The organism is Bradyrhizobium sp. USDA 4474 (genome assembly GCF_054057515.1).
In genome coordinates, this window is the sequence record NZ_JBSRZJ010000002.1 from 4,629,996 (window position 1) to 4,642,973 (window position 12,978).

The 12,978-nt window shown below is 58.1% G+C and carries 13 protein-coding genes; 11 read left to right on the forward strand and 2 right to left on the reverse strand.

Features of this window, described 5'->3' with window-relative positions; translation table 11 throughout:
* The first annotated feature begins 9 nt into the window (after positions 1-9).
* From ACVW16_RS23740 to ACVW16_RS23780, 9 genes are all read left to right on the forward strand, one after another.
* Complete coding sequence (locus ACVW16_RS23740) at positions 10-1,395, forward strand: ABC transporter substrate-binding protein (protein WP_456701510.1); 1,386 nt, start codon at positions 10-12, stop codon at positions 1,393-1,395.
* Positions 1,396-1,460: 65 nt separating this feature from the next.
* Positions 1,461-2,423 (forward strand): carbohydrate ABC transporter permease, encoded by a 963-nt coding sequence (locus tag ACVW16_RS23745; RefSeq protein ID WP_456701511.1) that lies wholly within the window; start codon positions 1,461-1,463, stop codon positions 2,421-2,423.
* A gap of 11 nt (positions 2,424-2,434) precedes the next feature.
* Positions 2,435-3,295, forward strand: a complete 861-nt coding sequence (locus ACVW16_RS23750; protein WP_456701512.1) for a carbohydrate ABC transporter permease — start codon at positions 2,435-2,437, stop codon at positions 3,293-3,295.
* Positions 3,296-3,309: 14 nt separating this feature from the next.
* On the forward strand, positions 3,310-4,233 hold the full coding sequence (locus ACVW16_RS23755; protein ID WP_456705161.1) for a ribokinase: 924 nt from the start codon (positions 3,310-3,312) through the stop codon (positions 4,231-4,233).
* Positions 4,230-5,000, forward strand: a complete 771-nt coding sequence (locus ACVW16_RS23760; RefSeq protein WP_456701513.1) for an SDR family NAD(P)-dependent oxidoreductase — start codon at positions 4,230-4,232, stop codon at positions 4,998-5,000. The genes ACVW16_RS23755 and ACVW16_RS23760 overlap by 4 nt, the downstream gene beginning before the upstream one ends.
* Positions 4,993-5,820, forward strand: a complete 828-nt coding sequence (locus ACVW16_RS23765; protein ID WP_456701514.1) for an HAD-IIA family hydrolase — start codon at positions 4,993-4,995, stop codon at positions 5,818-5,820. Before ACVW16_RS23760 ends, ACVW16_RS23765 begins: the two co-directional genes overlap by 8 nt.
* Positions 5,820-6,932, forward strand: coding sequence for an ABC transporter ATP-binding protein (locus ACVW16_RS23770; protein WP_456701515.1), 1,113 nt, complete (start codon positions 5,820-5,822; stop codon positions 6,930-6,932). The genes ACVW16_RS23765 and ACVW16_RS23770 overlap by 1 nt, the downstream gene beginning before the upstream one ends.
* Positions 6,933-6,989: 57 nt before the next feature.
* Positions 6,990-7,532: a phosphoenolpyruvate hydrolase family protein gene (locus ACVW16_RS23775; protein WP_456802434.1), complete on the forward strand. Its 543-nt coding sequence runs from the start codon at positions 6,990-6,992 to the stop codon at positions 7,530-7,532.
* Entirely contained in the window at positions 7,486-8,745 is a 1,260-nt protein-coding gene (locus tag ACVW16_RS23780; RefSeq protein WP_456802435.1) for a phosphoenolpyruvate hydrolase family protein, read from the forward strand. The genes ACVW16_RS23775 and ACVW16_RS23780 overlap by 47 nt, the downstream gene beginning before the upstream one ends.
* A 3-nt stretch (positions 8,746-8,748) precedes the next feature.
* Here the strand turns inward: ACVW16_RS23780 and ACVW16_RS23785 are convergent, their stop codons facing one another.
* Positions 8,749-9,285 carry a hypothetical protein gene (locus ACVW16_RS23785; protein ID WP_456701517.1) on the reverse strand — a complete coding sequence of 179 codons (537 nt, stop codon included), beginning with the start codon at positions 9,283-9,285 and terminating at the stop codon, positions 8,749-8,751.
* 1,310 nt (positions 9,286-10,595) lie between these two features.
* Between ACVW16_RS23785 and ACVW16_RS23790 the strand changes: the two genes are divergently transcribed.
* Both ACVW16_RS23790 and ACVW16_RS23795 read left to right on the forward strand, forming a co-directional pair.
* Positions 10,596-11,516 carry a DNA-processing protein DprA gene (locus tag ACVW16_RS23790; protein WP_456736171.1) on the forward strand — a complete coding sequence of 307 codons (921 nt, stop codon included), beginning with the start codon at positions 10,596-10,598 and terminating at the stop codon, positions 11,514-11,516.
* Positions 11,488-12,138: a hypothetical protein gene (locus tag ACVW16_RS23795; protein WP_456701520.1), complete on the forward strand. Its 651-nt coding sequence runs from the start codon at positions 11,488-11,490 to the stop codon at positions 12,136-12,138. Before ACVW16_RS23790 ends, ACVW16_RS23795 begins: the two co-directional genes overlap by 29 nt.
* Positions 12,139-12,463: 325 nt before the next feature.
* Here ACVW16_RS23795 and ACVW16_RS23800 read toward each other — a convergent pair whose 3' ends face one another.
* Complete coding sequence (locus ACVW16_RS23800) at positions 12,464-12,913, reverse strand: hypothetical protein (protein ID WP_456701521.1); 450 nt, start codon at positions 12,911-12,913, stop codon at positions 12,464-12,466.
* Positions 12,914-12,978 lie beyond the last annotated feature (65 nt).

Here is a 12,978-nt window from a genome sequence, read left to right on the forward strand (position 1 = left end):
GAGGGACTGATGCCAAGGACGCTAACCGCATCGCGCGGCCATTCTTCTCACTTTGTCAAAGCCGCTCTGATTTGCTCAACTCTATTTGCCGGTGCGGCCGCATCTTTCGGCCAGGCCAAAGCGGATGAGATCAACTGGCGACAGTTCGAGGGCGCTTCGATCGTGTGGGCTTACGACATCCATCCGTATGCTGACGCCGTTGCCGCACAGCTGCCTGAGTTCGAGAAGTTGACGGGTATCAAGGTGACGCCCGAGCTTTATCCGGACGACGCCTATTGGAATAAGCTGACGATCCAGCTGAGCACGAAATCCCCCTCGTGGGACGTCGTCGGCACTGGCATTCAGCCGGCTTGGGATCTCGCGCCCGGTCAACTGCTTGAGCCGCTCGACCGCTATCTGAACCACCCTAAGCTCACATCGGAAACTTATGACTACAAGGACTTCTTCCCCGCATTGCGTGAGGCGCTGACCTGGCAAGTCAATGGCGGGCAGATCGAAGCGGGCGGGGGCCAAGTATGGGCCATCCCGCACGGGTTCGAAAACATCCAATTGTTCTACCGTAAGGACATTCTGGAGAAACACGGTATCAAAGTTCCGACGACCCCGCCGGAAATGTCGGCGGCATGCGAAAAGCTGAAATCTGCCGATCCTAGCATCACGCCCCTGGGCGTGCGGGGAGTGCGCTTTTGGAGCAGCATCCACACGGCCGCGATCTCGATCGCCAAGTCGTACGGAGTGCACGACTTCGTCGTGAAGGACGGCAAGTTAGAAACCGGTCTCGATTCGCCTGAGTCGATCGCCTTCCACAAGGACTACGTGGAGATGATCAAGAAGTGTGCTGCCCCATCCTTTGCCAATGACAATTGGTACCAGGTGGTCGATGGCATCAATTCGGGTCGGACAGCGATGGCGATCGATTCCAACATGTTCGGGTTCTGGAACGATGTTGCCGGCAAGCCCGCCTCGGGCAAGATCGCCTTCGCTCCCCCGCTGCGCGCTCCGAGCGGCAAGACTTTCGAATCGAACATCTGGATCTGGTCGCTCGCCATGAATGCTGCTTCCCAGAAAAAGGGAGCGGCCTGGCTGTTCATTCAGTGGGCGACGTCAAAGCAGGTCGACCTAAACGGTGCAATCGCAGGCAAGCTCGTCAACTCGCCGCGTGCTTCGACCTGGAGAGACAAGGTTTGGCTCGACTATGCGGCTAAACCGGAATTCACAAATTTCGTCGACACGTTCAACACCGTGCAGGATAGGGCTGCGCTCGCCTTTACACCCCGCGTGGGCTTTGCAGAGGCCATGAACGCCTGGGCAGTCGCCATGCAGAAAATGGTCAATGGCGCGGACGTGAAGTCGACATTGACCGACCTCGCCTCCGAGATCCGTTCCTCCATGTAAGGCGCGGGGGCGGCATCGGCGGATTGCGGCCCCGCCACGAGCGAATATCTTTCGAGAAGTGAGCGATGAACTTTCGAGGCATCGACGCAACCGTGACGCTACAATCATCGCTAGGCCAACTGGCACCGCACAAAAACGAGCAGGTGCAAAACGCCGAGCAGCATGCTCTTGACTGGTGGAGCCTTGCTGCGATTGCTCCCGCGATCATCATACTGCTCGGATTTCTTTTGCTGTTTTCCTATGGCGTCTTCCAATCCTTGACTGATCTCAAGTTTGGCCGCCCCCTCGTTCGCTTCATTGGATTCACCAACTATGAAGCGGCAGTCAAGACCCAGGATTTCTGGAACAGCGTGCGTGCGACCATGGCGTATGCCTGTTCTGCGGTGCTCGCGGAAGCGTTCTTCGGGCTTGCGCTGGCCAAATTGTTCGTAAGCCGCGTGTTGCTTGCTCGACTGATGCGGCCTGTCATTCTCCTTCCGCTGGTATTGCCGCCGATGAGCGTCGCCTTGATGTGGACCACCATGATGGATCCGCAAAACGGGATCCTCAACTATTTGCTCTCGCTTGTTGGGATCGGCCGGTTCACATGGACTTCGGACGCCAGCACGGCGATGTTCTCGCTGGTTCTGATCGACATTTGGACTTACACACCATTTTTTACGTTAATCATCTTCGCCGCTTTGCAAGGCATCAACGAGGAGATCAGAGAAGCCGCGCGGGTCAACGGCGCCAAGGGTTGGGCGACGTTCCTCCATGTCGAGCTTCCGCTCATCGCGCCCTATATTCTGATCGCCGCAGTCTTTCGTTTTATCGAGTCGCTCAATCAGTTCGACATCATCTTCGGAACAACCCAGGGCGGCCCGGGTGACAGTACCTCTGTGCTCTCGGTCCGTGCCTACATTACGGCCTTTCAAAATCTCGCCTTCGGCCGTGGTGCTGCGCTCATGGTTGTCAATTGGTTGATCGTGCTTGTTGGGACCTTGGCCATGGTGAAATTGTGGCTGCTCGTCCGGCAGCGCGTAAGCTAGGCGAGGCAAAGATGCGTTTCCATCGCTCAACGCCTGCAAGCTTGTTCCTCAATGCGTTGGTTGTTGCCTGTACGCTGGTCCTGACATTTCCGCTGGTCTGGATAGTCATGATGTCGCTGAAGCAGCAGGCTGAAGTCACGACCTGGCCGCCGCGCTTTGTCTTCACTCCAACATTCGAAAACTTCCGCGTCTTATTCGATGCCGCCCAAGCGGGGGCAACAAGCTACGGCACCATCAAAGTTGATTTCCTGACACCGGTCACCAATAGCCTGGTGATCTCGCTTGGTGCGGTGCTGGTATCGCTGATCGCAGGGGTGCCCGCAGGCTACGTCCTGGCGCGGCGTGATCTCCCTATGAAGGAAGACATCGCATTCTTCATTCTAGGCTTCCGCTTCGCCCCCGCGCTCCTTGTCGTCATACCGCTGTTCAGCGTGTTCCAGAGGGTCGGCCTTTATGACACTTATTTTGGCATGATCTGGGTTTATCAGGTCGTCACGCTGCCAATGATCATCTGGCTGAGCCGTTCATATATCGAGGACATTCCAAAGGACATAGAGGAGGCGGCCGCCATGGATGGTGCAAAGCCATACCGTGTTGTCTGGCACATCGTTCTTCCGCTGCTAAAGCCGGGCCTGATAGGCGCTTCATTGCTTATTTTCTTGCTTGCCTGGCACAACTTCGCTCTCGGCGTGATCCTCAGTTCAACGAAAGCACCGGTAACCGTCGCCCTGCTCAAGCTGCTTAATCCGGGCGTTCAGTTCTATCCAGTCATGGCTGCGGGTCTGGTGGTGACCATGATCGTGCCGGTCATCCTGATCATCCTTGGCCAGCGTCATCTCGAACGTGGTCTTACCTTTGGGGCCGTGAAATGAGCCCCAGGCCATTGATGTTCTTCGGAACGACCAATCTCGACCTCTGCTTCAACGTCGAGCGGCTCCCAACGCCTGGTGAAAGCCTTATGGGAAGCTTAAAGCAGAATGCGGGAGGCAAGGGCGCCAATCAAGCGGTGGCCGCCGCTCGATTGGGACTTCGGCCGAGCTTCTACACCCGGCTTGGCGATGACGATGCCGGTCGATCGTTGCTGCAAGCGCTGCGTGAGGCCGGCGTCCGTCTCGACGCCATTGAGGTAAGCCCTGGGGAGATATCCGGTTCTGCTCTCGTCCTCGTCGGTGACGACGGCTCCAACATGATTGTCATAGACCCGGGAGCAAATGCAAACGTCACATCAAGCATGGTCGAGAAGGCGGCCGAGTTTATTGAGCGGGACGCAATCGTCGTTGCGGAGATGGGCATGCCGGTCGCCGCGCTCAATCACCTCTTTGCATTGAAGAGCGCCAAGGGATTCGATCTCATTTTCAATCCCGCCCCAGTGCGGACGGGCCTGTCGTCGGCGGCGTGGAGGAGTGTCGATTTCGTCACCCCAAACCAGACAGAAGCTTTCGAGCTCACCGGTGTCGAGGTGCATGACTTCGACAGCGCCGCCCATGCGGCGGGAAAGCTTCTCGATCTGGGGCCCAAAGCGGCGCTGATCACCTTGGGTGCGCAGGGAGCTTATTACGCCGATGCCAGTGCGACTTTTGCGCTGCGGGCATTTCCTGTGAAGGTCGTCGATACGACCGCGGCGGGCGATGCTTTCAATGGAGCTTTCGCAGCCTCACTTGCTTACCGGTTGCCGATACGAGAAGCGATCAAAAAGGCGCTCGCGGTTGCCGCCCTATGTGTGACGCGACGCGGCGCCCAGAGCTCGATGCCCAGCAGTTGGGCCGTCGACGAATTTCTGAATTCTCAATCGATCTTGGAGTTGGAATGACCGAGCAGTTCTCAGTTGAACACAGGACCGTGCTGGTGACCGGTGCAGGGGGAGGCATTGGCTCAGCCATTGCCAATGCTTTCCGCCAAGGCGGTGCGAACGTCCTGGCAACCGACGCAAATGTGGAAAACCTCCGGGACATTCTGACACGCTTACCGCACGGCAATGGTATCCTGCCGATGAGCATGGACGTGGCACGAGAAGATGATGTTGGCAGGGTGCTTGATGAGATCGCCAACCGCTTCGGTAGGCTCGATGTCCTGGTCAACAACGCCGGAATAAAATCGGCTCAGCCCCTACTCACGGGCGACGCCGAGAAGATCGAAAAAACCATACAGATAAACTCCGTCGCGGTGCTTCGCTGTGCCAAGCAAGCGATCGAGCGCTTCATGAGGAGCAAGGGCGGCCGCATCGTCAATGTCGGGTCCTCATTGTCATCTCAGGGTGCTGTTTTCAACTACCAGGCTGGCGGCGCCGACTATTGCTTGTCAAAAGCGATCGTGCACGACGTGACAAAGCTGCTTGCTTATGAATGTGCTCCGCTCAAGATCAACGTCAACGCTATCGCCCCCGGGATTATTGATACGCCCATGCATGGTCGTCCGCGGGAGGAAACCGAAGCGCGCCATAGTGGCCGAATTCCGCTGGGTCGGGTCGGACAGCCGGAAGATATCGCAGGGCTTGCGGTGTTCCTGGCCAGCCCCGCAGCTTCCTATATGACCGGGCAAATTGTCCATGTGAATGGCGGGATGCTGATGAATGGTTAGCGTCGGCTCCAACATCAACTGGCCGCCGATAGAAGGGATTATCTCCGATCTGGATGGCGTCATCTATCGTGGCAGCACCGCAATCGCGGATGCCATAGAAGCATTTACGGCGTGGCGGAAAGCCGGGGTGCCATTCTGTTTTGCGACGAACAATTCAACGCATACTCCGGAGGACGTCGTCCGCAGGCTGAGAGGATGTGGTCTTTCGATCGAGCCGTCGCAGGTCGTTACAAGCGCTATTAGCGCCGCGGAGCTCGTTCGAACGAGATATCCGGACCTAACGCGAATCTATGTCATCGGCGCTCCCTCGCTTGTCACGGCCATGCGCGATGTCGGGCTTGAGATCACCGAGCAAAGGCCTGAAGCGGTTGTGATGGGGCTCGACCGGGGTATCACGCACGAGAAGATGCGAATTGCCGTTGAGGCGATCCTCGATGGAGCTGTGTTCATCGGAACTAATCCCGATCTACTGCTGCCGACAGGCAGCGGGTTCGAGCCTGGGGCGGGTGCGACGATTGCAGCTGTGACTGCCGCTACGCAAGTGAAGCCTTTGATCGTCGGAAAGCCGCAAGTGCCGATGATCGAGACCGCACTCTCGCGCCTGGGGACGAACCGCGCGTCAACGATTATGATCGGAGACCAAGTTCCGACGGATATTCAAGCCGGGAAGAGAGCGGGCCTTTCGACGGTGCTTGTCACAACGGGCGTGCCCACCCGTCAGGATCCGTCCCTCATGGCCCCTGACTTCATTGTATCGAGCTTGCGCGAAATTCAGGTCAGTGCTGCTCGCGCGGCTCAACCGAGACAGAGGAGGGCATAATGGCAGAGGTTCGCCTGGAGGGCCTCAGGAAGTCCTTTGGAACCATCGAGATCCTGCGCAATATCGACCTGACCATCGATCACGGCGAATTTGTCGTCTTCGTTGGTCCGTCCGGGTCAGGCAAATCCACGCTGCTGCGTATGATCGGCGGGCTCGAGCCCATCAGCGGTGGGCGGCTCCTCATCGACAACGAGCTCGTCAATGACATCGATGCGGCCGATCGCAACCTCGGCATGGTCTTTCAGAGTTACGCTCTCTATCCGCATATGACGGTGAAAGAGAACCTGGCCTTTCCCCTGCGCATGGCGAAAGCCCCGAAAGCCGAGATCGCCACGAAGATAGCCAAAACGGCGTCGCTATTGCAGATCGACCATCTATTGGATCGCAAGCCTCGACAACTTTCGGGCGGGCAACGCCAGCGCGTCGCAATCGGGCGCGCCATCATGCGAGAACCAAAAGTATTCCTGTTTGATGAGCCTCTGTCCAACCTGGACACCGAGCTGCGCGTACAAATGCGAGTTCAGATCGCCAAGCTCCACAAGCAGCTCGGAAATACCATGATCTATGTGACGCATGACCAGGTAGAAGCGATGACCATGGCCGACAAGATCGTCGTCCTCAAGGACGGCAACATCGAACAGGTCGGCAGCCCCCACGATCTATATCACAATCCGGCCTCGCGCTTTGTGGCAGGCTTCATCGGCTCGCCAAAGATGAACTTCCTGGGCGGCAAGGTCGAGGCCGCTCACCAACATGGCCTGGACATCCGACTGGAGGCCGGTTCTACGATATCCGTTCCGGTCCAGCCGGACCAAGGACTCATTGGTAAGCCGGTTACCGTTGGAATTCGCCCGGATGATTTTTCCTCGACGACGCCCGGGCTGCAGGAGATCTCCATTGCACTCGACGTGGATTTCGTTGAGCATTTCGGTAGCGTCACGTACATCTACGGTTCGGCTGGGGACGAAACGGTCGTCGCCAGGGCGCCAAAATCCGGCTCGCGCAAGGACGCGGCAAAGCTCACTCTCACAGCCGCTCCTGCCGATTGCCATTTGTTCATGAGCAATGGAAAATCGGTGCGGCGGTTGCAAGCGCCTGCAACTTGGAGCTAGTCTTGACGCCAGCCGTGCGATGATGCCGGCTCAGGATCGACACGCGGACAGCTGAAGGTGAAGGGAGCCGGCATCAGGCAGTTCTTCCGCAATTCCCGTTCGTTTGTCCTTGGTGCGGGGATCGGATCGGGCATGACGGCCAGGGCCGCGGAGCGGGCGGGCGCCGATTTCGTGCTCGCACTCAATGCTGGCCGTTTTCGCGCCATGGGCGGGGCATCGCCCGCCTCCATTCTTCCAATCCGCAATAGCAACGAGTTCGTAGCGGGGTTCGGGCGGACCGAGATCCTGCCGAACACAAAACTGCCGGTTTTCTTCGGCGTCTGTACATTCGACCCCGAGCTTGATCTGGATCGATGGCTCGACCGGATCATCAAATGGGGATTTGCAGGTGTAACCAACTTCCCTTCGGTCATACACATCGACGATCACCGCAGGTCATTGCTTGAGAAGTCCGGCCTTGGATATTCCCGGGAGATCGAGCTCCTTGTGAAGGCCGCAAAACGCGGCGTGATGACGATCGGGTATACGCGTAGTCAATCCGAAGCCCGCCCGAATGGTCGAAGCAGGCGCCGAGGCCATTTGCATCAACTTCAATCTTAACCGCGGGGTTGAAAGCGAATCCGATCCGTCGATCAGCCTGGCTGAACTTGCAGCGCGTACCAGTGCCGTTGCGCGTGTTGCTCAATCGGTCAACAAGAGCACCATCTGCCTGCTGGGCGGCGGCCCGATCACAAAGCCGGACGAGCTCCTGGACATCTGCCGTGAGACCGGAATCCAGGGGTTTATCGGAGGCTCTTCGCTGGACCGCGTGCCTCTGGAGATGTCGGTCCTCGAGGTGACGTCCGGTTTCAAAACTATCCACCTGTTGCGCGAGAAGGTGGATCTGCTCGAACGACAGCTACAGTTGAGCGGCTTCAGGCACGGCGTCATTGCGCAGTCCTCGGCAATGAAGCGCATCCTGGAAACGACCAAACGCGTTGCGGTCACCCCCCGTCCAGTTCTCATCTGGGGAGAGGTAGGCTCCGGCAAGCGTCGAATAGCAAGCCTGGTTCACGCGTTTAGCGACCGCAGGCACGCCAAGGCGGCGCTGTTTCATTGCCGACCCGGTCCGGCGATGGATACACTCGGCCCGTTGTTCGGCGCCGAGCGCCTTGAGAGCGGCAGACGTCAATTGTCGCTCCTGGAGACATCGAGCGACGGCGCTGTCTTGCTGCTGCATGTTGACCAGCTTTCGCGTGAAGGTCAGGAACGTCTCGCCGATTATATGGAGACAGGTGGGTTTACCCCTCTGAACGGGCTAACTGTCATGCGTTCCCGTGCGCGGATCATTGCGACCGCGACGGTGGCCCGAGGCGCTGGTCTTGAAAGCGTTCTGTCCCCGCGGCTTCTTGCGCTCTTTACCGGGCTGGATGTCCAGCTACCTTCGCTTCCCGATAGGCTTGAAGATCTGCCGCAACTCGTTCAACATTTTACGGTCGAAGCCAAGGGAGATTCCAGCGCCCAGACGCTCACGATAGAAAACTCTGCATTCCTGGCGCTCGCCGGTCACGATTGGCCAGGCAATTTGCGCGAGTTGCGGCAGATCGTGAATCAGCTTGTGACCCTGCCATCAAGTCACATTACCGGTGAGGTGGTAAAGCCCCTTTTGCAGGGACCATCAGGGCCACGGCCGGCGGCCTCGCTGTCCGAGCGGGACTGGATTATCGAGGGCCTGAAGAGAAACCGGCTTCACCGCGGCAGGACTGCTCGCTCTCTCGGGCTTTCACGCAAAACCCTCTACAACAAAATTAAGAAGCTGCGGATCCTCGAATAAGCCTCATGCCGTTCGGAGCGGCTGCTTGGCCAGGCAGAACTTCGGTATCGACGATGATCCATGAAAGCCGATGCTTACGAGCGCAATGTCCGATCCAATCGAGAGAGCAAAATCGTCGGGGCTCAAATAGACGAACGCATCGACCTGCGCACCTAGCCGTTGCTCTGCTGCTTTCATCTTTGCCTCGTCCGACGCAACAAATAGGACTTTGAACCCGCGGCTTGCAAACCACTCCATGCGCCGAAGCTCGAGTTCCTGACCGCTATCGAGCGGCACTCCGGCCGGTGTCCGTTCAATCATGGCGGCCGGCGGAAAATTCGTTACTCCGGTCACCTTTGCATCTTCCAATAAATCCCCAAGATCTTCCCAGCACGCAAACGGATCGATCATGACCATCGCCGTGTAGCAGAAAGCGGGGAGTATGGGGCTCGCTTGCAGGTCTCGCAGGAGACAGTCGTTCCAATCGATAACGGGAAGCGTGGCCATGACGAGCGTGGCGTTCTGTGGAAGGGCTCGCAGCGACGGCGCATAGATCGTCATCTGATCATCGCGAGATGAGGTAAGACTTGCGGCAAGGCGGCCTACGACCTTGGCTCTCATGGTTTCTACCCAATCCTACCCAGTTCAACCTTCCGGCGATCTTACACGCGGCTCCCTCCAGGTCTAGACCATCACTGTTGATCATGGGGAGCAAGGTAATATCTATCTTCGACGCCGGAGCCGGGCCGGCAGGAAGCGAGAAAGGCGAACGGCGTCATCATCAGTCTTACCTGCGGTTTGCTTTGAGTGACCTCTTCGCGTCCACGTCTACTTGCATATGCTGCTCGAGCTGCGAGCGTCATCAAAGGGCTCGTGAAACGTATTGTCAGAAATGCTTGCGAGCCATCAGCGCCATACGAATCCGCTAGCAGACCGGCTCGTCTGCTCCTCCCTGACTAGAGCCGCTGCTGGAAAACGCCGGCAGCGGCATCTTTTTGTCTCGGAGCGCGCCTCGGCTGAGATGAGGAAAGCGAGGACGTGACGAGCCGCATTGTCCGGTCGATCACAATATGGGATGGCATCGACATGGCTGCTTCGGGGGCGGACACGGCGTGGCGTGATCACCTGGACGCCGAGGGCCGTATCCGACCGTGAGCGCTACGCGGTCTCGCTTCTGCCGATTGGTTTGGCTCTCGCGCGCATCGTCAAGCGCAGTTCGCGAAGATCACTCCCGACGGCTGCTCCGACTTCGGCGGCTGCATTCAGCTCGAATTACGAGCTCCAGCTCTAGGCCTTCGGACATTTGGGCTGACGGCGAAAAACATACGCAAGCTGCCGCTCGAGATGCGCAAGGTGACTCCGACCGGCGCTGGGCCGCTACCCGAGAGGATCTTCCTGGCCCGTTCGAGATCGCGAGATCGGGCCAACTGTTACGCAAGGGGGCTGCAAATTCAGGCTGGAGAGCATCGTGTCGAAGCGCGGCGAGAGGCCCGATCGAGCCCGACGGTGCGGCACTGGCGCAAGGTGGAGAACCGGGACACGCGCCCTATGCTCGGGTACTGGATTAAGTCCCCTTCAACCGTCGCCGCTACCACAATCAAGGCGTTGACGTGTTGTTCTTATTTTGTACTTATCTGGGGTGCGACGCTGCTTTTACGACCTCCGCATTACTGACATTCTCGTGGTTCCCGGTCTGCAAAAATTGGAAGTTGCCCTAAAGCCACGGCTATGGCTCTGCTTTAATCGGCCGCAGAGCGAAAACGATGCTTTAGGCATCTTTGCGCCCGGATGCGAACGGCCCGATTGAAAGTAGTCCACACCCTGCCTTTGCTATTCCAGAATCGAAGGGCAAAGATGATCATGGAAACCCAATGAACGCCGCTCTTCTCGCCAGAAACGATGATGGTCCAGCCATCGCACCCATTTCACCGTCGCGCGAGATGGGCGCGTACGAGGAGCTGTGGCTTCAGCAAGGGGCGACTTTCAAGACCATAGCTGATCGTTTTGCTGCCGATCCGACAGCGATGCCATCCGACTTTGTGCCTCCTAGCATAGCGGAAACCCGCGCTAGAGAAGTAATGACAAAACTGTCGAAGGCAGGAGTTACGCGGTTCGGCGTCCGAATTCATCACGCTGGTAATTACCCAATGCGGCTGCGCGATGCGAAGCATCCGGTCGAGCTCCTATACTTTCAGGGAACTTGGGAGCTATCGGAGACACGCTCTGTAGCCGTGGTTGGTAGCCGAAAGCCAAGCGATGATGGTATCGCGCGCGCAAAGAAAATCGCGCGGGAGCTAGTTGCTCAGGACTTCACGGTCGTCTCTGGATTGGCGTACGGCATCGATACGGCTGCCCACACCGCGGCTTTGGATGCTAAAGGAAGAACGATTGCGGTCATAGGTACGCCACTTGGCGTTTATTACCCCAAGGAGAACACAGACCTTCAGAAGCGAATAGCAACGGATTTCCTTTTGATATCGCAAGTGCCGGTGCTTCGATATGCGAGCCAGGCGGTCCCCCACAACCGGCTATTCTTTCCTGAGCGCAACATCACAATGAGCGCGATGACAGAGGCGACTATCATTGTCGAGGCGGGTGAGACGAGTGGAACTCTTACCCAAGCCAGGGCTGCGCTTCATCAGAGGCGCAAGTTGTTCATCCTCGACTCATGCTTCCAGCGGAAGGACATTACGTGGCCCGCGGCTTTTGAGGCCCGCGGCGCCATTCGCATCAAGAGCATGGAAGACGTTTGGGACGCCCTAAGTGTCAGCAGTCCGCTTCCAAAAAATTGAAGACAAGAATAGGGCTGATCACTACTACATCACCGAAGGTGATGAGTGCCTTTTCCTCTACGAGTATACGGCTGGAATGGGTTACGCCCACAGCGAGACCAATTCGCTCATTCTGAATCTGAAAAAGAAGAAAGGTGCAGGGGGATACACCTGGAAAGCAATAGCCATCGCGAGCTGCGCGGCCGCTCTCGGCCCGGCCATTAACCCCAAATGGCTGGCAGAAGCTGTTCTGGTACCTATCCCACCCTCGAAGATCAAGTCCGATCCAATGCACGATGACCGCATGACGCAGGTTTGCAAAGCAATTAGATCTGAGGCGACCGTCGATGTTCGAGAGTTGATCGTTCAAATCCGATCAACGAAGGCCGTTCACGATGGAAACAGACTCAAGCCGGAAGAGATCGAGGCGAACTATCGGATCGACGAAGCGCTCTGCTGCGCGGCAGATCCCAAATACATAGGCGTCGTAGACGACATCCTCACCGCTGGCGCGCACTTCCGCGCCGCCAAGAATGTACTTTCGAAGCGGTTTCCGAGCAGCAGGATCACGGGCTTTTTTATCGCCCGCAGGATATTCTCGAACCCGTTTGGTGAAGTGTCGCTGGACGATTTGCTGGCTTAACTTCCCTCCACGCTCGCGCAAACGCGGCCTGTTCGGGACCTGCGGCCCATTCGTCGTTCTCCTCGGCGGTCGCATCGAAGTCGCCGTTCATCGCGCGCCTGCGCAGCACCTGTCATGGCGGGATGGCAAGTGGCGGCGGCTTCGGCAAGATCGTTCATGAACTGCACCTGAGGCATCGCCAGCGGCGACAGGTCGTTTGGTAGTAGCCGCTCGCAGCGGGCTCGGCCAGGCCTTCGAGGCCAAGGTCCCGTAAACGCTTCGGGCAGCATCTCCGGCTCCGGAGCCCATGCCGGCGCTCGGTGCGAACGGTGTTAGGCCGCGCCGTTCATGGCGATGAGAAACAGCATCGACGTGGCCCTCGGTCAGATAGCCGATTGAGGCGGCGCAGCAGAGCTTTGACGTTTTGATGACCCATCCAGCCGGCCCCGATCTCCAGCAGCACCTGATTGAGGAACTCCGCGGCGATGTGGAGGACGTTCGCCACCTCCTGCGCGGCTGGAGATGTTGTGCGCGGGACACGCGACGCCCAAACTGCGCCCTGACCGAGGATCGCCTTTAGGCGGTGCTGGCTCATCTCGCGGAGCAGGATCTGCGCGTTGTTCCGCGCCTGTGCTCGGTGAGATCGTTGATGTTCGACCCGTCGCTTGGAGGTGCCGACCACGTTCTGAATGCTGGTGGTGCGCAGGAGGTCCGCGCAGACTGGATTGCCCCTACTGGTTAAGCCAGGCCCTGCATAGGCCCGGAACGGACTCTTGATGTTCTGGGGCTGCCGCATTGCGCGCCTACCCAACTTTACCCAGTCGCGCTCGGATCCGGGCTTATGAGCCATTTCACTTCGAT